The sequence below is a fragment of the Siccibacter colletis genome (assembly GCF_000696575.1).
Classification (GTDB): domain Bacteria; phylum Pseudomonadota; class Gammaproteobacteria; order Enterobacterales; family Enterobacteriaceae; genus Siccibacter; species Siccibacter colletis.
Genome location: NZ_JMSQ01000009.1, coordinates 26,953 through 47,769, shown reverse-complemented (window position 1 = coordinate 47,769; position 20,817 = coordinate 26,953). Strand labels below are relative to the sequence as shown.

Annotated in this window: 27 protein-coding genes, 1 other RNA gene and 1 pseudogene; 14 read left to right on the top strand and 15 right to left on the bottom strand. The window is 55.4% G+C overall.

Annotated elements, in window-relative coordinates:
- Positions 1–2: 2 nt before the first annotated feature.
- Genes sufS through sufA form a run of 5 tightly spaced genes read right to left on the bottom strand, consistent with a single transcriptional unit; the run spans position 3 to position 5,096 of the window.
- Positions 3–1,223, bottom strand: a complete 1,221-nt coding sequence (sufS, locus tag ET34_RS0112200) for a cysteine desulfurase SufS (RefSeq protein ID WP_031522427.1) — start codon at positions 1,221–1,223, stop codon at positions 3–5.
- Positions 1,220–2,494, bottom strand: a complete 1,275-nt coding sequence (gene sufD / locus ET34_RS0112195; RefSeq protein WP_031522425.1) for a Fe-S cluster assembly protein SufD — start codon at positions 2,492–2,494, stop codon at positions 1,220–1,222. Before sufD ends, sufS begins: the two co-directional genes overlap by 4 nt.
- Complete coding sequence (sufC, locus tag ET34_RS0112190) at positions 2,469–3,215, bottom strand: Fe-S cluster assembly ATPase SufC (RefSeq protein WP_031522423.1); 747 nt, start codon at positions 3,213–3,215, stop codon at positions 2,469–2,471. The genes sufD and sufC overlap by 26 nt, the downstream gene beginning before the upstream one ends.
- A gap of 19 nt (positions 3,216–3,234) precedes the next feature.
- Positions 3,235–4,719 carry a Fe-S cluster assembly protein SufB gene (sufB, locus tag ET34_RS0112185; protein ID WP_031522421.1) on the bottom strand — a complete coding sequence of 495 codons (1,485 nt, stop codon included), beginning with the start codon at positions 4,717–4,719 and terminating at the stop codon, positions 3,235–3,237.
- An 8-nt stretch (positions 4,720–4,727) separates the two neighbouring features.
- Positions 4,728–5,096 carry a Fe-S cluster assembly scaffold SufA gene (gene sufA / locus ET34_RS0112180; RefSeq protein ID WP_031522420.1) on the bottom strand — a complete coding sequence of 123 codons (369 nt, stop codon included), beginning with the start codon at positions 5,094–5,096 and terminating at the stop codon, positions 4,728–4,730.
- Positions 5,097–5,747: 651 nt separating this feature from the next.
- Here sufA and ET34_RS0112175 point away from each other — a divergent pair.
- Positions 5,748–5,996 (top strand): hypothetical protein, encoded by a 249-nt coding sequence (locus ET34_RS0112175; RefSeq protein WP_031522418.1) that lies wholly within the window; start codon positions 5,748–5,750, stop codon positions 5,994–5,996.
- Between the two features lie 7 nt (positions 5,997–6,003).
- Positions 6,004–6,309 (top strand): annotated as a pseudogene (locus ET34_RS0112170) (alpha/beta hydrolase); the annotation flags it as partial.
- 60 nt (positions 6,310–6,369) lie between these two features.
- Here ET34_RS0112170 and ET34_RS0112165 read toward each other — a convergent pair.
- The 4 genes from ET34_RS0112165 to ET34_RS0112150 all read right to left on the bottom strand — a co-directional run bounded on the left by ET34_RS0112165 (position 6,370) and on the right by ET34_RS0112150 (position 8,309).
- Complete coding sequence (locus ET34_RS0112165) at positions 6,370–6,558, bottom strand: YjfB family protein (RefSeq protein ID WP_031522415.1); 189 nt, start codon at positions 6,556–6,558, stop codon at positions 6,370–6,372.
- 87 nt (positions 6,559–6,645) lie between these two features.
- Positions 6,646–7,005 carry a TfoX/Sxy family protein gene (locus tag ET34_RS0112160; protein WP_031522413.1) on the bottom strand — a complete coding sequence of 120 codons (360 nt, stop codon included), beginning with the start codon at positions 7,003–7,005 and terminating at the stop codon, positions 6,646–6,648.
- A gap of 177 nt (positions 7,006–7,182) precedes the next feature.
- Entirely contained in the window at positions 7,183–7,563 is a 381-nt protein-coding gene (locus ET34_RS0112155) for a hypothetical protein (RefSeq protein ID WP_051640532.1), read from the bottom strand.
- A 317-nt stretch (positions 7,564–7,880) separates the two neighbouring features.
- Positions 7,881–8,309, bottom strand: coding sequence for a PACE efflux transporter (locus ET34_RS0112150; RefSeq protein WP_031522409.1), 429 nt, complete (start codon positions 8,307–8,309; stop codon positions 7,881–7,883).
- A 115-nt stretch (positions 8,310–8,424) separates the two neighbouring features.
- Here ET34_RS0112150 and ET34_RS0112145 point away from each other — a divergent pair, with 115 nt between their 5' ends.
- The 5 genes from ET34_RS0112145 to ET34_RS0112125 all read left to right on the top strand — a co-directional run bounded on the left by ET34_RS0112145 (position 8,425) and on the right by ET34_RS0112125 (position 10,701).
- Complete coding sequence (locus tag ET34_RS0112145) at positions 8,425–8,961, top strand: TetR/AcrR family transcriptional regulator (protein WP_031522408.1); 537 nt, start codon at positions 8,425–8,427, stop codon at positions 8,959–8,961.
- A 218-nt stretch (positions 8,962–9,179) separates the two neighbouring features.
- Entirely contained in the window at positions 9,180–9,500 is a 321-nt protein-coding gene (locus ET34_RS0112140) for a hypothetical protein (RefSeq protein ID WP_051640530.1), read from the top strand.
- A gap of 214 nt (positions 9,501–9,714) precedes the next feature.
- Positions 9,715–9,960: a regulatory protein YcgZ gene (gene ycgZ / locus ET34_RS0112135; RefSeq protein ID WP_031522405.1), complete on the top strand. Its 246-nt coding sequence runs from the start codon at positions 9,715–9,717 to the stop codon at positions 9,958–9,960.
- A 160-nt stretch (positions 9,961–10,120) separates the two neighbouring features.
- The gene (locus ET34_RS0112130) at positions 10,121–10,411 is read left to right on the top strand and encodes a hypothetical protein (RefSeq protein WP_031522403.1); all 291 of its coding nucleotides are present in this window, start codon (positions 10,121–10,123) and stop codon (positions 10,409–10,411) included.
- A gap of 35 nt (positions 10,412–10,446) precedes the next feature.
- Positions 10,447–10,701 (top strand): biofilm/acid-resistance regulator YmgB/AriR, encoded by a 255-nt coding sequence (locus ET34_RS0112125; protein ID WP_031522402.1) that lies wholly within the window; start codon positions 10,447–10,449, stop codon positions 10,699–10,701.
- Positions 10,702–10,757: 56 nt separating this feature from the next.
- Here the strand turns inward: ET34_RS0112125 and ET34_RS22765 are convergent, their stop codons facing one another.
- Complete coding sequence (locus ET34_RS22765) at positions 10,758–10,961, bottom strand: hypothetical protein (RefSeq protein ID WP_031522400.1); 204 nt, start codon at positions 10,959–10,961, stop codon at positions 10,758–10,760.
- A gap of 225 nt (positions 10,962–11,186) precedes the next feature.
- Here ET34_RS22765 and ET34_RS0112115 point away from each other — a divergent pair, with 225 nt between their 5' ends.
- The 5 genes from ET34_RS0112115 (at position 11,187) to ET34_RS0112095 (ending at position 14,345) form a co-directional block, all read left to right on the top strand.
- A complete protein-coding gene (locus tag ET34_RS0112115) occupies positions 11,187–12,398 on the top strand; it encodes a diguanylate phosphodiesterase (protein WP_031522399.1) in 1,212 nt (403 codons plus the stop codon).
- A 323-nt stretch (positions 12,399–12,721) separates the two neighbouring features.
- Positions 12,722–13,033, top strand: coding sequence for a hypothetical protein (locus ET34_RS0112110; RefSeq protein ID WP_051640528.1), 312 nt, complete (start codon positions 12,722–12,724; stop codon positions 13,031–13,033).
- A 229-nt stretch (positions 13,034–13,262) separates the two neighbouring features.
- Positions 13,263–13,502 carry a regulatory protein YcgZ gene (gene ycgZ / locus ET34_RS22965; RefSeq protein WP_031522397.1) on the top strand — a complete coding sequence of 80 codons (240 nt, stop codon included), beginning with the start codon at positions 13,263–13,265 and terminating at the stop codon, positions 13,500–13,502.
- A 176-nt stretch (positions 13,503–13,678) separates the two neighbouring features.
- A complete protein-coding gene (locus ET34_RS0112100; protein WP_031522396.1) occupies positions 13,679–13,972 on the top strand; it encodes a hypothetical protein in 294 nt (97 codons plus the stop codon).
- A 124-nt stretch (positions 13,973–14,096) separates the two neighbouring features.
- Positions 14,097–14,345, top strand: a complete 249-nt coding sequence (locus ET34_RS0112095) for a biofilm/acid-resistance regulator YmgB/AriR (RefSeq protein WP_031522395.1) — start codon at positions 14,097–14,099, stop codon at positions 14,343–14,345.
- 31 nt (positions 14,346–14,376) lie between these two features.
- Here the strand turns inward: ET34_RS0112095 and ET34_RS22555 are convergent, their stop codons facing one another.
- The 5 genes from ET34_RS22555 to ydiJ form a co-directional block, all read right to left on the bottom strand.
- Complete coding sequence (locus tag ET34_RS22555; protein ID WP_152548391.1) at positions 14,377–14,568, bottom strand: hypothetical protein; 192 nt, start codon at positions 14,566–14,568, stop codon at positions 14,377–14,379.
- 246 nt (positions 14,569–14,814) lie between these two features.
- Positions 14,815–15,003, bottom strand: a complete 189-nt coding sequence (ymcF, locus tag ET34_RS21870) for a cold shock small protein YmcF (protein ID WP_072002025.1) — start codon at positions 15,001–15,003, stop codon at positions 14,815–14,817.
- A 10-nt stretch (positions 15,004–15,013) separates the two neighbouring features.
- Positions 15,014–15,226 (bottom strand): transcription antiterminator/RNA stability regulator CspE, encoded by a 213-nt coding sequence (gene cspE / locus ET34_RS0112085; protein ID WP_031522393.1) that lies wholly within the window; start codon positions 15,224–15,226, stop codon positions 15,014–15,016.
- A 372-nt stretch (positions 15,227–15,598) separates the two neighbouring features.
- Positions 15,599–16,009 (bottom strand): 1,4-dihydroxy-2-naphthoyl-CoA hydrolase, encoded by a 411-nt coding sequence (gene menI, locus ET34_RS0112080; protein WP_031522392.1) that lies wholly within the window; start codon positions 16,007–16,009, stop codon positions 15,599–15,601.
- Positions 16,006–19,062, bottom strand: a complete 3,057-nt coding sequence (ydiJ, locus tag ET34_RS0112075; protein WP_031522390.1) for a D-2-hydroxyglutarate dehydrogenase YdiJ — start codon at positions 19,060–19,062, stop codon at positions 16,006–16,008. The genes menI and ydiJ overlap by 4 nt, the downstream gene beginning before the upstream one ends.
- Positions 19,063–19,356: 294 nt before the next feature.
- On the opposite strand from ydiJ, the gene ydiK reads away from it, so the two are divergent.
- Positions 19,357–20,469, top strand: a complete 1,113-nt coding sequence (gene ydiK / locus ET34_RS0112070) for an AI-2E family transporter YdiK (RefSeq protein ID WP_031522387.1) — start codon at positions 19,357–19,359, stop codon at positions 20,467–20,469.
- Positions 20,470–20,651: 182 nt separating this feature from the next.
- Positions 20,652–20,759, top strand: an RNA gene (gene rprA, locus ET34_RS21865) — antisense sRNA RprA.
- The last annotated feature ends 58 nt before the right edge of the window (positions 20,760–20,817 follow it).

Sequence of the window (20,817 nt, the reverse complement as noted above, 5' to 3'; positions counted from 1 at the left end):
TGTTAACCCAGCAGACGGTGGATACGGGTTAACCCCGCCACCAGCCGGTCCACCTCTTCTTCGGTGTTATACATCACAAATGACGCGCGGCACATCGCAGGCACGTTAAAGAAGCTCATCAGCGGCATCGCGCAGTGGTGCCCGGTGCGCACGGCAATCCCGTAGTTATCGAGGAAGCTGCCCACGTCATAGGCATGATGCTTGCCGAGATTAAAGGAGATCACCCCGAGGCGTTCCGGCGGACCATAGATAGTGAGGTCCGGCACCTCGCGCAGGGCGTTAAGTGCATAGCGCATCAGCGTCTGCTCGTAGTCGGCGATATTATCGAGGCCCAGATTATGCACATACTCTATCGCAGCACCGAGACCGATAATCCCCGCCGTGTTCGGCGTACCGGCTTCAAAGCGCCACGGCGCGGCATTCCACGTCGTGCCTTCGGTCAGACTGACGGTGCCGATCATCGACCCGCCTCCTTCCCACGGCGGCATGGCGTTAAGAATGTCGCCCCGCACGTAGAGCACACCGATGCCGGTCGGCCCGTAGAGCTTGTGCGCCGAGAAAAGATAGAAGTCGCAGTCCAGCGCCTGCACGTCAACCGCGTGATGCATCACCGCCTGCGCGCCGTCCACCAGCACCTTCACCCCTGCCGCATGGGCGGTAGTGATGATGTCGCGCACCGGGTTCTCGACCCCCAGCACGTTCGAGACGTGAGACACCGCCAGCAGGCGGGTGCGCTCGTCAATCAGGGACGGCAATACCTCAAGGTTAAGCGTGCCGTCGTCGTTGAGCGGGATCACCCGCAGCTCGGCGCCGACGCGCTGGCACAGCATCTGCCACGGCACGATATTGGCATGATGCTCCATAGTGGTAACGATAATGTTATCGCCCGCCCCGACGTTGCTCACGCCCCAGGTATTCGCTACCAGGTTGATGCCTTCCGTAGTACCGCGCACGAACACCAGATCCTCATGGGAGCGGGCGTTGAGGAAGCGCGCCGCCAGCGTGCGCACGTTTTCCATCTGCGTCGTCGCGTCGGCGCTCAGGGTGTGAATGCCGCGATGTACTGCGGCATAGCCGGTGCGATACAGCCCCAGCTCGGCGTCAATCACCTGGTTGGGTTTCTGCGCGCTGGCCGCGCTGTCAAGGTACGCAAGCGGCTGGCCGTTCACTTCCCGGGCGAGGACCGGGAAATCGGCCCGCACCTGAGCTACGGAAAATGTCATGCTTCTCCCCCTGTCAGACGCTGACCGATACGGGCCAGCACCTGCTGTTTGAGCGTCTCGTCGTCAATGCTTTCGGTCAGCTCTGCGGCAAAGGCGTAAATAATCATCTGCTCCGCCGCCTGAGCCGTAATACCGCGCGAACGCAGATAGAACAGCTGCTCATCGTCGATACGGCCGATGGTGGCCCCGTGGCTGCACTTCACGTCGTCGGCATAGATCTCCAGCTGCGGCTTGGTGTCCACTTCTGACAGCTTGCCGAGCAGCAGGTTGTTGTTGGTCATCTGCCCGTCGGTTTTAATCGCGTGCTGGGCCACTTTAATCATGCCGTTGAACACTGCACGTCCGCGGTCGCGCACGATTACTTTGTGCATCTGACGGCTGTTGCAGTAGCCCTTGTTGTGCTCAAGCCAGGTGCGGGTGTCGCACACTTCGCTGTTCACCGGCAGCGCCAGGCTGTTGAGGCGCAGGTTGACGTTCTCGCCGTTGAGCTGGGTGCTGGTGTTGTGACGCAGCACCGCGCCGCCGAGCAGGAAGCTGCTGCTGTAAGCATCCACATCCTGCTCCGCCAGCAGATCGTTATGGGCGAAGTGGTAGCTGTTGGCATTCTCAAACGCCAGCTTGTAATGACGCAGCTGGCTGTTAGCCCCGGCGCGGAAGGTGAAGCGCGCGCCGGTAAAGTGGCGACGCTCATCCTGGCTGACAAAGTGCTCAATCACCGTGGCTTGCGCCCCTTCGGCGAGGTCGAGGTGGTGACGATAGTGCACCGTATTCAGCGTCTCATCGTCGCTGCCGCAGGTGATATGCATCAGCAGCAGCGGTTTCGCCGGCTGGGTATTGCGCGCGACGCGAATACGCGTCACGGTCGGCGCCAGGCTCTCGGTCAGATGCAGGAACACATCCGGCTGCACCGGCGCGGCCAGGCCCGCACGCTCGTCGTCGATGGTGACGTCAAAGCCGCTGCCGGTAAGATCGTCACTCAGCGCTGCACTGAACTGCCCGTCCACATACACCAGGCGCAGCGCGTCCAGTGGCAATGCCAGCGCGTCACGCTCGGCATGCGTCAGCTCGCGCGGCGTTGGCAGCACAAAGGTGTTATTGAGCAGGCCGTCCAGCGGCGTGTATTTCCAGTTCTCATGCTTGCGCGTCGGCAGGCCGAGACGCAGCATCTGCTGGAGGTGCTGCTGTGCTTCACCTGAGCGGTTAGCCCCCTGGGTTTCAAACAGGTGGTGCCACTGCTGTAGTGCGTTACTCTTGTTCTGTAAGCCAGCCATAGCCCTGCTCCTCCAGTTGTTTCACCAGCGAGAAGTCGCCTGATTTCACAATACGGCCCTGGTAAAGCACGTGCACGAAGTCCGGCTTGATGTAGTCAAGGATGCGCTGATAGTGCGTGACGATAACGAACGAGCGGTTGCCGTCGCGCAGGGAGTTGACGCCGTCAGAGACGATTTTCAGGGCATCGATATCGAGACCGGAGTCGGTTTCATCGAGGATGCACAGATCCGGCTCCAGCACCGCCATCTGCAGAATGTCGTTACGCTTCTTCTCACCGCCGGAGAAACCAACGTTCACCGAGCGGCTGAGCAGATCTTCTGGCATCTTCAGCAGTTCGATCTTCTCTTCCATCAGATCCTGGAAGTCGAAGCGGTCAAGCTGCTCCTGCCCACGGTATTCACGCACGGCGTTCAGCGCGGTTTGCAGGAAGAACTGGTTGCTGACGCCCGGGATTTCAACCGGATACTGGAATGCCATGAAGATGCCTTCCCCGGCGCGATCTTCCGGTGCCAGCTCCTGCAGGTCTTTGCCCTTGAACAGGATTTCGCCGCCGGTGATCTCATAGTCTTCACGGCCAGCCAGCGTTGCCGAGAGGGTACTTTTCCCGGAGCCGTTCGGCCCCATAATGGCGTGTACTTCCCCCGGACGCACTTCGAGGTTCAAGCCGCGCAGGATGGCTTTGTCTTCAACGCTGACATGTAAATCTTTGATGCTTAACATGAAATATCCTTTATCGACATTACCCGACGCTGTGCTCGAGGCTGATGGCTAATAATTTTTGTGCTTCCACGGCAAATTCCAGTGGCAGTTCGGAGAAAACGTCTTTACAGAAGCCGTTAACGATCATTGAGATGGCGTCATCTTCGCTGATGCCGCGCTGCAGGCAGTAGAACAGCTGATCTTCCCCAATGCGCGAGGTAGTGGCTTCATGCTCAAGCTGGGCGCTGTTGTTGCGGCACTCGACGTACGGGAAGGTATGCGCCCCGCTGTCCGGGCCGATGAGCATGGAGTCGCACTGGGTGAAGTTACGCGCGTTAGTGGCGCTCGGCATGATTTTCACCAGCCCGCGGTAGCTGTTCTGGCTGTGCCCGGCAGAGATCCCTTTCGAAATAATGGTCGATTTGGTGTTCTTGCCGATGTGGATCATCTTGGTGCCGGTATCCGCCTGCTGGTGCCCGGCGGTCAGCGCCACGGAGAAGAACTCACCGATGGAGTTGTCACCGCGCAGCACGCAGCTCGGGTACTTCCAGGTGATGGCCGAACCGGTTTCCGACTGGGTCCAGGACATCTTGCTGTTTTCGCCTTCGCACAGCGCGCGCTTGGTCACGAAGTTCAGGATGCCGCCGGTGTTGTTGTCACCCGGGAACCAGTTCTGCACCGTCGAGTACTTCACTTCTGCGTCTTTATGGATGATAACTTCCACCACCGCGGCGTGCAGCTGGTAGCTGTCGCGCACCGGCGCAGAGCAGCCTTCGATGTAGCTGACGTAGCTGCCTTCATCGGCAATCAGGATCGTGCGTTCAAACTGACCGGTTTTTTCCGCGTTAATGCGGAAATAGGTGGAGAGCTCCATCGGACAGCGCACCCCTTTCGGGATGTAGATAAAGGTGCCGTCAGACGCCACCGCCGCGTTCAGGGCGGCAAAGAAGTTATCGTTCGACGGTACCACGGTGCCGAGATACTGCTTCACCAGCTCCGGATGATCGTGGATCGCCTCGCCAAAGGAGCAGAAGATAATGCCCTGCTCGCCCAGCTTCTCGCGGTAGGTCGTCGCCACCGAAACGGAGTCGAAAATCGCATCCACCGCCACTTCGCGCCCTTCACGTACCGGCACGCCGAGCTGGTTGAACGCTTCTTCGACTTCCTGTGTCAGCCAGGCATTTTCCCCGGACTGCTGCACCGCACCCGGCTGGGACGCGCAGGTATCGTCGCAGCTGCCGCAGGACGGCGCGGAGTAATAGCTGTAGTCCTGATAGTCGAGCTTGTCGTAGTGGGCTTTCAGCCAGTGCGGCTCTTCCATCTGCAGCCACGCGTGGAAGGCGTTGAGACGAAACTCCAGCATCCACTCCGGCTCATTGCGGCGCGCAGAGATGGCGCGCACCACGTCTTCATTAATGCCTTTGGCAAACTCTTCGGTTCGCACCTGAGTGAAGAAGCCCTCTTTATAGTTCAGAGGCCCGGTCCAGGTCTGCACATCATCGGTCGTTTCAGTGTTACGAGACATATTATCGCCTATACCCCAAAGCTTTCGCCGCAGCCGCACTCGTGCTGCGCTTTCGGGTTATTGAATTTAAATATCTGGTTCAGCCCTTCGCGCACGTAATCGACTTCGGTTCCGTCGATAAACGGCATGGCGTCGGCTGGCACCCACAGGCGCGCGCCGTCGCGCTCGAACAGCAGATCGTCTTCGCGCGGCTCGGTGACCGTTTCCAGCACGTAGCCAAAGCCGGCACAGCCGGTCTGCTTAATACCCAGACGCACGCCGAGGAAACCTGACTGCTGCTCCGCCAGGTCTCGGATATGCGCTGCGGCTTCAGGGGTCAGATGTAGCCCCTGCCAGCCCGGTTGGTTGGGATCAAAAGTTCCTGCTGACGTTTCCATAGGTGCACCTCATGTTTTAAGCCAGAAAGCGATAACGCCATGTTAGTGATAATAATTATCACTTCAACCTCTGCGGATGAGGGTTATTAGCAAAAAATCGTTTTTCAGGCGCGTTTATTAAGCATAGACGCTGTTAAAAAGGCGACTGGCTATGCATAAAACGGGATAACCTGCTGATGTGCAAGATAAATGTATTATACCTGATGCCACAGCGGATTATGTTAATAAGTTGTATAGATAATACCTATTTATAAGATAGGGTTCAAAGAAATGTGTGCGCTGATGTGCTCGCATTCCTGAAGTACGGTTAGCGGGTGGCGGCGGTCTGCCCTGCACATAACCTTACTTTTTGTGGCTCCGGCTTCGTTTATCGGCATTAAGACACATTCAGCAGCCTTTTAACCCGGCACGCCTTTGACGACGCGCTGACGCCGCAGTGCATTATTAATTATACCCCGCCCCGGCAAAATAACCTTTATCCCTCTCTGCGGTTCTCACCGGTCTGGGTCAGCGCACAATCATTAGCCAGATTTGAGTATTGCCGCCGCGCGCCAGGGTTTCATACCACGATTAATGGCAATGCAGAGTTGACGTCCGGGAAAAATTGTACGAAAAATCTAATGGATTACACATCACTAAGGGAATCTCTCTATGTCCGTTGAAGACAGGATCAAGCAGCTGGAACTGACCGTACACCGCTTAACCATCGAAACCAGAGTGCTGCGTGAACTTATGCAGGTACAGGTGGGTATCAACAACATCAATCTCAAGGGGCATTTTGATGATGTGATTATCAAACTGGCTACGGAATACCAGAACCGTGGGCTTGATAAAGACGATAATCAGGCGCTCCACGATACGCTTCGCGACTACCTGCGGGACAGCGAAAGCCAGCATTAATGCCGGCATGCCGCGCGGTTTCCATGTGCGCTCCGTAAACTCCACGGGTGCGTGGAACGCGACAATGCCGCTGTCGTTTATGAATATGCCGCTGCTCAGCTATGCCAGTGAGATTACTATCCCGACGCTGGTCGTGACGGGTGAAAAAGCGCACTCGCGCTATTTTGCGGAAGATGCCTTTAACGCCGTCGGCAGTAAACAGAAAGCGCTGGTGATTGTTCCGGGGGCCAACCACGTTGACCTGTACGATAACGTCGCCGGTAAAATTCCGTTTGCCCGCTTCGGGCAGTTCTTTGAAACCAGCCTGAAATAACATCGGATCCTGAGCCAGTAAAAGCCACCGCACGGTGGCTTTTTTGCGTTGGCTGCTGGTTCAGGCGGTGGTATTGATGTTCCGGCCGATGGCCGGGTTGGCGGGCAGTTGAGGAATGGCATCGAGGATACCGGATGCCACACTCTGCTGATTATCCAGTGCTTTCTTCAGTACTAACGTGCTCACCTGATTATTGAGCTGCATGCTATCGAGGCTGGTTGCAAGGGAAGCGATGTTCGCTGCGTCCATGATGTTCTCCTGTGTGATACGAGGTTAGCGGGAACGGATGCCGGCGCGTGATGACGCCTCAGGATAGTATCGGCAGCATCGGGCAAATCATAAGCGATCCCCTGCCGCCGCCCGGCGGGCAGCTTCAATTCCGGGTTTAACCCAGCTGATAAGCTCATCCTGTTCTTCAACCACCCCTTCCGGCAGCTGCGAAAACGACAGCGCCACTTCTCTGATGCCGGACGGCCCGCGCCGGGTATAAGTAAACGGCTGGCAGCCCGCCTCAGCAAAGCGATGCTGACTGGCAGCATCAGTCTTTACATAGATCTCACCCTGCCGGGTAATCAGCAGCACCATCAGGCCATTAAGAAACAGCGCGGTACAGCCAAACATTGCCCGAGCGCTGAAGCGACCTGTCGGGCTGAGCTGATCGATAAGATAGTGGGCCAGTTCATGGGAAACTTTCATCGGCTATGCTCCTGAACGTATGCAGACGCATAATGCCTCCACATCACCGCGCATGAAAGAATGACGCTATAAGTTTCAAGGCCAAATTACCCACTTAAATAATCTAGAAAATTAAGTATTAGTGATAATTATTAATTAACATTCATATACTTAAACAACAACCTTAATCCCATAAAGCTAAATTTCTGCCTTATTTTGGTCTTGATTCTTAACTTCAGGAATATACGACTTCATACCCCAGGGGCAGAGCGCAAACAGGCACCGTTTTCCGCGCGGGCATTCACTGTGGATCTCACCTTTGTTACCCGGGCAATCCGTCATGGCCAGCAGGTTTTGCCACATCCGGGCGTTAAACGGCGAAGCATGTATCACGTTCAGTTCCTGAGGTTTACCATCCACATATAAACCGCTGTCATGGGTAGTGATGGTCTGCCCCTGCCGTAAAAAGTAATCGCCGCGAAACCACAAAACATATTTGAATGCCTTTGCGGTCTGGGCCACGGTAAAGATGGTCCCGGTGTCCGGGCTTGCCAGTGAATCTACGATCTTCCAGTCCATATTGCTCCACGATGGTATGTCATGCAGGCGGGTGGCATGTCCCCATGCCCTCGCCCTTGATGCGTTTTTACCCTGAATATTTGCGGGAAAAGAGGGTCACCCGCGCCCACAAAATTCGCGATGTAAAAAAAGTTAGAACAAAATGAGATTTCTACAAAAAATCTTACAATTCTTATGGGATACACGAGCGAGAGATATTTGCCCTCAGCGCGCTACCGCGCCACAGGTGTCGGGCAGGCGCAGATTCAGGGAGCTGGAAGGGCGGAAATAGCAGTGAAGTGGCGCTGCCGGGAACCGACAGCGCGGGGCCGGGCGAATTAGTGTTGCGAGGCGGCCGTGGGAACGATCTTGTCGAACAGCCAGGTAAATACAAAGGTGTACACCAGAAAGAAAACCAGGATCCCCAGTTCCATCATAAATGCCGTCACGAACGAGACATGGTACCACCACATAAACAAAGGCACGGCGAGCACGATAAAGCCGGCCTCAAACAGTACTGTGTGAGCCACTCTCAGCGTCACGCTCCTGTCTGTAATGCCCTTTTTCCGCTCCCATGATTCAAACAGCGTGTTGTAAACATAGTTCCAGACGACAGCAATCAGCGAAACGCCCACGGCGACAGGAAGCGAATCGGTTACCTGTCGATCGCTCATCCCTGAAAGGATCATAGATGACAGCATGACGGCAATCAGTTCGAAAATAATAACGTAGGTGATCCTGCGCGTAACGGGTTGTAAACTGAACATAAATATCCTCTTTCGCGATAACGAAGCCAGTCCATCGCGATAACATGTATTCTACCGGGCCGGTGCTGAGGAAAATTAACATACGGTCGTATCTAAATCAATTGCCGGAGAAGTCATGGCGCGTCCACGTAAAAATCATCGCGAAGATCTGCTTGATGCCGCTGAGGCTGTGCTGACTAAAGAAGGCGCTAAAGCCCTTTCGTTCGGGAGCATTGCGGTCGAATCTGGCCTCTCAAAGGCCAGCGTCCAGTCAGTTTTTGGTTCGCGGGAAAATATTCTTGATGCACTGCTGGCGCGCTGGATGCAGCGCGAGCAGGTAAAATATGAGCAGCTGGCAGGGGAACATCCTGATGCCCGTTCACGCCTGATGGCTCACATCAAGGCAACCAAAGAGGTGAATGATGAGGCGGGTAGCCGTATTTCGACGCTGCTGGCCGCCCAGGTGGGTTCCGGTTCACAAAGCGAGTATATGAAGCAGTGGTATCAGGAGAGAATCGGTGACTTCAGCGCTGACGATGAGCAGGCGCGTAAACGCCGGATCGCCTATTTAGCGGTTGAAGGGGCCATCCTGATTCGCAATCTGGTGGGTTACGACATCAGCGACGAGGTGTGGGAAGACATCTTTTCCGATCTGGAAAAATACGCGCAATAGTATGGCCCTGGTATCGCACCCGGGGCCGATTACCTGCCTGCCTGGCTGTGTACCCTACTCCCTTTTTTAACCCTGAATCGTAAGATGGAATAACGCACTGCCCGCACGGCGACCAACCGCACTAAACCAGAATATCCTGGAGGTTTTTACAGAAATAGCCGAAACAAATCACTACGCCCTGAAAAGTGCACCATTTTTTTATATACTCAACGTGCAGTATGTTTTTTACCAACCAATCGGAGGCATACGTGTTTATTTCTGACGAAGAACAGAGCAACATGCTAATTGGCCAGGCGGCAATGCAGCTCCTTCTCAGAAGCCAGGACGTGAACGTCCAGACCCTGCAGAAAGAGATGCTGACGATGGCGGAAACCGAGCACGATGAACAACGGCTGATGCTGATGCATGAAACACGCCGCTGGCTCGCAGGCTACTGCTCACTCAGCAGCCGCACCCCGGAACGGGCTGGCTGGCTGGAAGGGAAATTGCCCGGTGAGTTTCAATTTGCTGTGACACCCGAGCCCCGTGCCAAAAAGTAGCGCATCGCCACCACCGACACGCCACACGGTGGTGGTTTTCTAAGTATTTTAATGACTTAGAATCCACAACACCCCTTCACAAACACCCTCACATTGACAAAGTTTGACCAAAAAGATCCTGTACAACGCAGACTTCCCTGTACAAGAAGCACAAAGTTGTATAGCTTTGTAGTTATCAACAGGTTAATTTCAACTCAACGTGAAGGATATGCCAATGCGCCAGCACGGATACACTACGCTCCCCAACGCCGACATTGCACGTTACTTCAGCGAAGCGTCGCTTCCCTCTCAACAGGAAACGCTGGGCAGAGTCGTGGTGGAAATTCTCCGAGCGGGACGTACGCTGAATCGCAAAGCGATTTGCACTAAGCTGCTGGCACGCCTTGAGCACGCCGACACCAGCGAAGAAAAAACGCACTTCCAGGAACTCATTCGCCTGCTTTTCGTTCGGGATGCATAATGCCGGCTGGTCTCGTCTGCCCGTTTATTACCCGGTCGCGACGTGCCAGCTTTCATCTCTGAGCCTCTTCATCTGAAGCCAGCCCGGAATTTGCAGCACGCATTCCACCCCTGCCCCGAGAAACGAACAGCAGGGCAAACTGACTTCCAGAGAATCAGATATGAACAGAGATACAGTACAAAAATTGACGGACATCATGATGGGTGAAGCCGTCCTTTCGCTGTTACATGATGGCAGCACCGTTTCCGCCAGCGTGCTGATTACGCGCTTACATATGCTGGCAGCAAATGAGCAGAGCGAAGCACGCCGACAGGCCTGCGAGTGGGCGATTGCTGAAATTCGCAATAGCCACAATGCCTCATCAAACAGTGACACACAGCAGGTGCACAATGGCGAAAACGTGCACTATCTCTTCAACCACGACGACACGCCGGAAGACGACAAGCATTAAACTGCCATCGTTTACCGTCTTACAGGATCTGATACATGCAGCAGCAATTTGTCCACCCCGCTATTCTTCAGCACTTCATGAACGCGGGCGATTTGTATACCAGTGAAACCGAGGTTCTCGGGGCAACTATCCGCCATCTTGCTGCGCATCAGGGTCAGGTTACTAACAAGGCCATCATCATCCATCTGATTAAACAGCTGGAGTGCACAGATGATGTCGTACAGCAGGATATTTTGCGTCAGACGCTGGAGCTGGTGGTGAGCCACACGCCGGACGATCTGCATATCTGAATGATTTTACCCGGAGCCGTTGCACCCTGCGGCTCTGGTTTCATCTGCTCACCCGGCTAGTTCATTTTTGCGGCAATTATCCGGACCGCATGCAACAGCGAACGTTTCTGGGTCTCGTCAGTTGTCTGTTCTACCAGCTCCTGTAACCGCGCCGTGATGTCATGCATATGTACCGGTTTACCAGCCCTGATAAGCTGGGATACGGCGTAACCTACTGCAGCAAGGGCTTCTTCGGGAATGTTGGGTTTCTCATGATCCAAACGTTCTCCTCCGTTTATTACTGGACGGACATTCAAGCTATCATCTCACCGTCCAAAGTGACACCCGTCTTCAGGCACCGCATTATCCTACAGACTCTGTGGCGTAACTGATACAGCTCAGAAATGAGTTGTCTTAATTCATTGATATGAACAGGACATTGCTGGACATCCCCCGCGGGGTATCTGCTACAGTACCGGCCACATTCGCCAAACCGGAACCTCGTTATGCTGACTACCCTTCTCTACCGCAGTCACATTTCCGATGACGTCACGCTGAAAACGCTGGAAAACATGGTCCATAAAGCCAGCGAACGCAACGCGTCCTATGACGTCACGGGCATTTTGTTGTTCAACGGCACCCACTTTTTTCAGCTGCTGGAAGGGCCGGAAGACGGGGTAAACGCCGTTTATAACCGCATCTGTGCCGATGCAAAGCACCATAATGTGGTGGAACTGATGCGCGATCACGCTCCGGCGCGCCGGTTTGGCAATGCCGGTATGGAGTTGTTCGATCTGCGGGCGCATGAGGAGTTTTCCGTGTTGCAGTCGGTGCTCGATCGCGGCACATCCCGCTATCAGCTGACCTACGATGACCGCGCGCTACAGTTTTTACGGACCTTCGTTGAAGCCACAGAGAAGAAAAACTATTTCGAAGTACTGCCTGCCGACCACTGGGTGTTCCTGCCCGATGAGCAGTCCGCTCCGCAGCCTGTTTCTGCCCTGCCACACGCCGATGAGTACAGTTTTGCGTTTCAGCCCATCGTTGATCCGATGGCCCGTGAAGTGGTGTCGGTGGAAGCTAAAATGCGTGGCCCGAATGGCAGCAGCCTGAAGGAGTTCTTCGCTACTTTGTCCCCTCATGGGATGTATGAAACCGATCTCAATGCCAAAGCGCTGGCGTTTGCCCAGGCCAGCAGCCTCGGCATCGACGGCCTGACGCTGTCGATTAACCTGCTGCCGATGTCGCTGGTTAAGGTGCCTGATGCCATCGATTTTCTGCTGCGCGCGATTGATGAAAACGGTCTGGTCCCACAGCAGGTGGTAGTGGAAGTGATGGAAAGCGATGTGGTTTCCCGGGGTGACGACTTCGAACAGGCGGTACGCCAGCTTAAGGCGGCGGGAATTGGTCTGGCGATTGATAATTTCGGTGCCGGCTCGGCGGGCCTGTTGATGCTCACGCGGGTACAGCCGGACCGGATTAAAATCGATCGCAACATCATTCGCGATGTGCATAAAAGCGGCCCGAAACAGGCCATCGTACTGGCGATCATCAAGTGCTGTACCGCACTGGAAATCGCCGTGACGGCTGAGGGTGTTGAACAACCCGAAGAGTGGATGTGGCTGGAAGTGGCAGGTATTTCCAGCTTCCAGGGCGCTCTTTTCGCAGCACCAGCTTTGGGTGCATTGCCCCCGGTTGCCTGGCCTGAACTTCGGTAACCACTATACGCTATTTTATGGCCGGCTCGTTCCGGCCATGCTATTTCTCTGGCCTGGCGTTTTCACGCTGCGTTTATTTCTTGTTTCGCGCCCAGCTGCATAATCCAAGCGTCGCGATGTGCTATTAGCGTATGCCGTTACGCTGAAATGACCTTACGAAATATATTGTAAAACATAATTTCAACTTTAAAATTGCCATGTTATCAATTTGTTATGGTTGACAGCCGCTCTATCCCTGTTTTCTTCTGTTCGGGCCGTTGTACAAACCTGAATAATGAGAAATTATAGCTTCTGCACATGGGTAAAATATTACAGGAGGATGCTTGTATTTTAATAACGATGAGAAAACCAGGGTTATTATTGGTGAAGCGGCCATGTACCTGGCGCTTAATGAACAGGAAATTGACGTAGCAGCACTGGTCAGGCAGCTGGGTTTGATGGCGCATCGCACCACCTCACCCGAACGTCAGGCCGCGATTTATGAAGCCTGCGACTGGCTGAATACCTTTCGCGAGTTGGGTAGCCAGCATATCGCTGCGCTTAACTGGGACATTATGGGCCATGATGAAGCCGAACATCATGCCGAACGAGATAACGTTGTTACCCTGGAACAACGTCCACGAACTAAAAGCTGACGCTAACGCGATTTGCTGGTGTTTACCTTGATGTCACGGATGACATTCAGAGAGTCCTGTTCGCGTAACCGGTTTCTCCCCCCCCTTTATCTGCTCCACGCCTCACTTAGCACGAATTGCTAAAAAAAACTTACCTGTACGCTATGATCAATCCTGTACAACTTTTCTGAATTTCGTTAATTTTTACTTTTTAAATGTAATCCTGACTTAATCATTTAAGGGTGAAATCATGCATCGGTACGGTTCGAGGTCGGACTCTGCCAGCGACATCTCACGTTATTTCAGTAAAGCCGTTAATCTGTCGCAGCAGGAGACGCTGGGAGAAGTGGTGGTTGAGCTGTTACGCGAAGGCAAAAGGCTCAGCCGCAGGGCGATTTGTGCAAAGCTCATGTACCGACTTGAGATGGCCTGTACTCCGGAACAGGATGCTCATTACAGAGAGCTCGTCGGAATGATGTTCCAGCGCTAATACCCGCAGGTATGGCGCCCATGATTGCACCTGATTTGTTGATGCGCGACATTCAGGATGGGCTTACCGGGAGTGATGTTCTCACGCTACGCGATTAAGTCCCACTGCGCCCTTACGGGTGCGTGTCCGGCGCGGTTAACCGATCTGCCAGGCAAAATGTAATCAGAGAAGTTGTTATGTACGAAAGTGATAAAGATAAATTAGCAGACCATATTATCGGCGAGGCCGTGCTGGCGTTACTCAATGACAATGCGCCCATCAGCAGCGCGTCACTCATCGCCCGGCTTGAAGTGATGGCCGCAGGTGAAAATGATGCCCTGCGTCAGGAGGTCATTAAGAGTGCCATTGCTGAAGTGCGCCGTGGGGTCCCTGCGAAACGCGGTAAGCGCCTGCCGGGCAGCCGTGATAAGGAGGGCAGAGGCGCAATGTTCGATGGCGATGCGCCGCCTGCCGGGACAAAAAAGCACTAAGCGCGTAATTTTATCGGGTCGTAACCGGGGCAGAGGTTCCCCGGGCATTGTGTTTTGAGCAGGATCTTCAGGCTCAGCTGATGCCGGACGGCTAAAGACTTATTCTTTTCGCAGAGCAAATACTATGCAGCAAAATTCTTCAGAAAAAGAGATCGTTTCGTTTTTCAAAAGCGCAGGCGATCAGCTGGCCCAGGAGTCAGAGGTGCTGGGTGCGGTGATCCGCAACATTCTTGCCGACGAGCGGAAAGTGACCAATAAAGCCATCATTCTGTATCTCATCGCCGAAATGGAAAGCACCACCGATGTGGTTCATCTGGATGTGTTGCGCAGTACGCTGGAAATCGTCGTCGGCAGAACCCCTGACGACGCATAAGGCTATCGCCTCGCGTCACCCGACGCGGGGCTTAATGCATTTTCGCCTTCAGCAGGCGAATAGCATGGTGACAGGATGCAGGATCGTCATCCGTCAGGCTGAGCTGATGCAGCACATGGATGATATCCTGCACTCTCACCGCCCCCTGGGGCATCAGCAGATGCGTTACCGCACTGCCAATGAGCATTTTTACCGCACAAGGTATTTCCGTTTCATTGTCCACATTACCTCCGGGTATTCAGCAGCATAACGCCGGCTGAACTTTTACCTTTCATATGAAGCAGTCTTCCGCCTCGTATTTTCACGCGCTGGTATACCCAACGCCGTCAGCACATCCCACCGTTCCGGAATATATCCCCAGCGTAACCGATGTCGTGCTGTCATTAATGACATGGGGGCATAATGGTTAATAAAAAAGGGGGCGGAAAAAATAAAGCCCCGCATCGCTGCGAGGCTTTATCTATTTATTTTATTTCCGGAACTCAGACGCTGAATAGCTTTTCTGAATCAGGTGGGCAATGTTATCGAAAGTCGTCATCGCTGACTTACAAAAAATACATTTTGCACCAAACGGATTATTTTCTGTGACGTCGAAGGCTGAGGTTCGGTATTGTGAACCGTGACAGCATGGACATCTGAAATGAATTTGATCAGTGATAGTGTTGTCCTTAGAGCGCAACCACGTTAACAGCTGACGGGCCTTTGGGGCCGTTCTCAACTGAAAACTCAACTTTTTGATCTTCGTACAGGGTACGGAAATCATCACTCTGGATAGCGGAGAAGTGTACGAACACGTCTTTGCTGCCGTCCTCGGGAGAAATAAAGCCGAAGCCTTTTTCCGGGTTGAACCATTTTACGGAACCAGTCATTTTACCAGACATATTTTTTATCCTTTTCTTTGTGCCTTTCGGGCGTAAATGGTCTGAGAACAGCGTGAATCAGAGCATAAAGTGGAGACTCAAAGGAAGAGGTATCGTGGATACGTAAAGATGAGGACTGCTTTAATGAAATGCTGAGATGTGTCTGTCAATCAAACCGACACCATCATTAGCGCATGTTTAACTTTTCGGCGCAAGCTTTATTTATCCTTAGAGATTTATCTCATTCGACTTTGCTTTTCTTTACGTTTACACGTTTTTAATAGGTGAAAAAAATGCGCGCTTCCGAGGATAGGTAAAAATAAACGCAGCGCTGAATAACATTAATTTTTAACAGCGCTGCGTTTATTTATTTTTATTTTGTCGCCGAAGGCACTACACCACCGCCGTGGTCAGCCGTGACGTGCAGCATAACCTGCCCTGCTCATCAACGATCTCTATCTGCCACACCTGGTGACGCCGGCCCACGTGCACCGCCCGACAGACGCCGCGCACCAGGCCGCTGCGCACGCTGCGGATATGATTGGCATTCACTTCCAGCCCGACCACGCTCTGGTCGCCTTCAGTGCAGAGATATCCCGCCACCGACCCCAGCGTCTCTGCCAGCACCACCGATGCGCCGCCGTGCAGCAGGCCGAAAGGCTGATGAGTGCGGCTGTCCACCGGCATGGTCGCCTCCAGCCGCGCGTCGTCGAGATAAACAAATCGGATATCAAGCAGGCCGGTCATGTTCCCGGCGGTCATGGCGTTGAGCGCCTCAAGGGTGGCAGGTCGTTTCCACATCAGCCAATGATCTCCAGCAGCGCCTGTAACGGATGACGCACCCCACTCCCCTCAATGCGCTTCACCTGGCTGCGGCACGAGTAGCCGGTCGCCAGGCAGCGATTGCGCGGCAGACGTGCAATCGCCGGGTGCCATGAGAGTTCGTAGATACCGAGGGATCGGGCGTGATTTTTTACTTCGTGTCCGTAGGTGCCCGCCATGCCGCAGCAGCCGACGCTGACGCTCTCAAGCTTTGCGCCGAAGCGGGCAAAGATAGCGGCCCACTGGCTGCCGGTGGCGGGCAGCGCGGTCATCTCGGTGCAGTGCCCGAACAGATACCAGGACTCGCCGCTCACGCTTCCCGGCTGCGGAGCGGGCAGTGCGCCCGCCAGCCACTCGTGCACCAGCTGAACGTGGAAGTCGCCACGCGCCTCACCGAGCGTCTGCTTGTACTCGTCGCGGTAACACAGCACCAGCGCCGGATCGACGCCCACCAGCGGAATACCGGTGCGCGCCACGCGGGTAAGAAACTCCGCCGTTTTTTGCGCGGTGCGGGCGAAGCGCTGCAGGAAACCTTTGATGTGCTGCGCTTTACCGTTGGGGGAAAACGGCAGCACTACCGGATTGAAGCCGAGCTTCTCCGCCAGACGCACAAAGTCCACCACCACCTGCGCATCGTAGTAGCTGGTGAACGGGTCCTGCACCACCAGCACGGTTTTCGCTTTCTCCTCCACGCCAAGCTTCTCCAGCTGTTCCAGCGTGGTGTTCGTCCAGGCATGGCCAACCAGCTGCTGCTGCAGCGTCGGGGTGGAGAGCAGCGGCAGATCGACCATCCCGATATGTTTCTCTGAGAGGCGACGCAGCCACGGCTGGCGCAGGAAGAAGTTAAAGGTTTTCGGCGCGTGGGCCATCAGCGGCGCGTAGCTCTCAACGCTGGCGACCAGATGATCGCGCACAGGGCGCAGGTAGCGGGTGTGGTAGAGCTGTAAAAAGCGCGAGCGGAACTCCGGCACGTCGATTTTAATCGGGCACTGGGTGGAGCAGGCTTTGCAGGCCAGACAGCCGGACATCGCCTCTTTCACTTCGTGAGAGAAGTCGTACTCGCCTTTACGGGCATGCCACGAGTTGCGGCTGCGCTCAATCAGGGAGCGCAGGCTGGCGCGTTTTTCCGGCAGGGCTTTCTCCAGCTTCAGCGGGTCAACGCCGCGATCCGCCAGCAGGCGCAGCCACTCGCGCACCAGCGTGGCGCGCCCTTTCGGGGAGTGAATGCGTTCCCGGGTGATTTTCATCGACGGGCACATCGGGCTGTTGACGTCGAAGTTAAAGCACAGGCCGTTGCCGTTGCACTCCATCGCCCCGCGCCAGGAGGTACGCACCGCCAGCGGGATCTGCCGGTCGAAGGTGCCGCGCTTCACGTCGTCCACCTGCATCATCGGTCTGTCCAGCCCTGCCGGTGGGCAGATTTTGCCGGGGTTCAGTCGGTTATCCGGGTCGAATGCGGCTTTAATCAGGCGCAGTTCGTGGTACAGCTCGCTGCCGAAAAAGGCCGGGCTGTATTCAGCGCGGAAGCCTTTCCCGTGCTCGCCCCACAGCAGGCCGCCATATCTGGCGGTCAGTGCGACAACCTCGTCGGAGATACGCTTCATCAGGATCTCCTGCTGCGGGTCGCACATATCCAGCGCCGGACGCACGTGCAGCACGCCCGCATCCACATGGCCGAACATGCCGTAGCTCAGACCGTGACTGTCGAGCAGGGCGCGGAATTCCACGATGTAATCCGCCAGCTGCTCCGGCGGCACGCAGGTATCTTCGGCAAACGGGATCGGTTTCGCCAGCCCTTTGGCATTCCCGAGCAGGCCCACCGCTTTTTTACGCATCGCATAGATGCGCTCGATGCCCGCCAGCTCGCTGCACAGCTGCCAGCCGATGACGCCCGCCTGGCCCGACACCATCAGCGCGTCGAGGCGGCCACACAGGCTCGCCACCTGGCCATCAATCAGCGCCTCGTCATCCCCGGCGAATTCAACAATATTAAGACCGAGCATCGTTTTATCCGGCACATCGGTAATCAACTCTTTCACCGAATGCCAGACGATGTCCTCCCGCGCCAGGTTGAGCACCTTCGAATCCACGGTTTCCACCGACAGCGCCCGCGCCTCAACCATAAACGGGGCGTTGCGCAGCGCCGAGTCGAAGGAGTCATACTTGACGTTGACCAGCCGCCGCACCTTCGGTAGCGGAGTAATATCAAGTTTCGCCTCGGTGATAAACGCCAGCGTGCCTTCGGAGCCGGTGAGAATGCGCGTCAGGTCGAACTCGGTCATTTCGTCGTTGAACACGTGCCGCAGATCGTACCCGGTGAGGAAGCGGTTGAGCTTCGGGAATTTATCGAGGATCAGCTGGCGATTGTCGCGACAGCGCTCCAGCACGGTTTTATAGATGCGGCCAACGGTGGTGGCTTCGCGGCCCAGCACTTCCGCCAGCGCCACCGGCATTGCCTGAGTATCGAGAATATCGCCCCCGGCCAGCACGGCGCGCAGGCCAAGCACGTGATCCGAGGTTTTGCCATACACCAGCGACCCCTGCCCCGAGGCATCAGTGTTGATCATGCCGCCGAGGGTGGCGCGGTTGCTGGTAGAGAGCTCCGGCGAGAAGAAGTAGCCGAACGGCTTAAGATACTGGTTGAGCTGATCCTTAATCACCCCGGCCTCAACCCGCACCCAGCCCTGTTCGATGTTGATCTCAAGGATGCGGTTCATATAGCGCGACATATCGACGATGATGCCGCGGTTGAGCGCCTGGCCGTTGGTGCCGGTGCCGCCGCCGCGCGGCGTGAAGACCAGTGAGGCAAAACGCGCCTCGCCGGCAATGCGGGCAATCAGCGCCACATCGGCGGTGGAACGGGGGAAAAGAATGGCGTCCGGCAGCAGCTGATAAACGCTGTTGTCCGTCGCCATGGTAAGCCGGTCGGCGTAGCTGGTGGCGGTGTCGCCGGTGAATCCCTGCTGCTCCAGCGCCTGCAAAAAGTTGAGCACCAGTTGAACTAAGCCCGGTGCCTGAGAAATCTGTGGGATCATTAGCCTGTGACCCTGCCTGACGAAGTGTGTTGAGAGTTAAAACCTGACCTGACGTTGTATCGTTATTCTCGCCACCGCTGGCGCAGCGCTGAGCCAGAATGGCGCGTAAGCCGCCGTAAAGGTTCGAAGTTATCGTTTGCGTTGTGCACCGATGGTTGTATCACATTTTTTTCTTATACGCCCACCTGAAATAGCGGCAGAATCGCACTGTCAAAAACCGCTGAAATAATGAATCATTGTCGGCGACTCTCTTCTCGCCAGGGTCTGGCGATTGTTAATAAGGTAACGGTGTTTATGGTAAAACTCAGACAGCCCATGGATGTGCCACAGATTTTGCTGTCCGTCCTGTTTCTTTCGGTGATGATTATCGCCTGCGTGTGGATTGTGCAGCCGTTTATTCTCGGCTTCGCCTGGGCCGGCACGGTGGTGATCGCCACCTGGCCGCTGATGCTGCGCCTGCAGCAGATCCTCTGGGGCCGCCGCTCGCTGGCGGTGCTGGTGATGACGCTGCTGCTAATCCTGCTGCTGGTGATCCCGGTGGCCCTGCTGGTGAACAGCCTGGTGGACAACAGCGCGCCGCTGGTGCACTGGCTCTCCTCCGGGCAAATGACACTTCCGGATTTAGCCTGGCTCAACAGCGTACCGATGGTGGGCGCGAAGCTCTACGCCGGCTGGCATAACCTGGTGGACAGCGGCGGCAGTGCTATTATGGCGAAGCTGCGCCCCTATATCGGCACCACCACCACCTGGTTTATCGGCCAGGCGGCGCACATTGGCCGCTTTATGATGCACTGTGCGCTGATGCTGCTGTTTTCTGCCCTGCTCTACTGGCGCGGCGAGCGCGTAGCCCAGGGCTTCCGCCACTTCGCCACCCGCCTGGCCTCCAGCCGCGGCGATGCGGCAGTGGTGCTGGCGGCTCAGGCGATCCGCGCGGTTGCGCTCGGCGTGGTGGTCACGGCGCTGGTGCAGGGCATTCTCGGCGGCGTCGGTATCGCCATCGCCGGCATTCAGTACGCCACCATCCTGACGGTGGTGATGGTGCTCTCCTGCCTGGTACAGCTCGGCCCGTTGCCGGTGCTGATCCCGTGCATTATCTGGCTCTACTGGAGCGGGGATACCACCTGGGGCACGGTGCTGCTGGTCTGGAGCTGCGTGGTGGGTACGCTGGATAACGTGATCCGTCCGGTACTGATCCGTATGGGTGCTGACCTGCCGATGGTGCTGATCCTCTCCGGAGTCATCGGCGGCCTGATTGCCTTTGGCATGATTGGCCTGTTTATCGGCCCGGTAGTGCTGGCCGTCTCCTGGCGTCTGTTCTATGCCTGGGTGCAGGAGAGCCCCGCACCGCATAAGCCGGTTGATGAGGTAATCGAAAACGTCGCTGACGAGCAACAGACAGCAAAATAAATAACAGGCGGGGAAACCCGCCTTATTGTTTAGCGCTGCTAATCATTTAATTAAGTAATTTCGCTTTGTTCCGCCCGGTACGCCATGATTAATTTCTCCCGCCTCGCAGATTATTTATCTTTCTTAAACTAATGAGAGGAATCCGATCGACGCCTCAAGGTGACGGTGGCTACTATTAGGTCATGGTTATAAATCAATACCTTGATTTATATGCATGGAAATCCCCTGAGTGAAACAACGAATTGCTGTGTGTAGTCTTTGCCCATCTCCCACGATGGGCTTTTTTTTATCCTGAAAACCGCGACCTGACATTGAGTCGTTAATTTCGCTTACGGAATGTGACAGCAT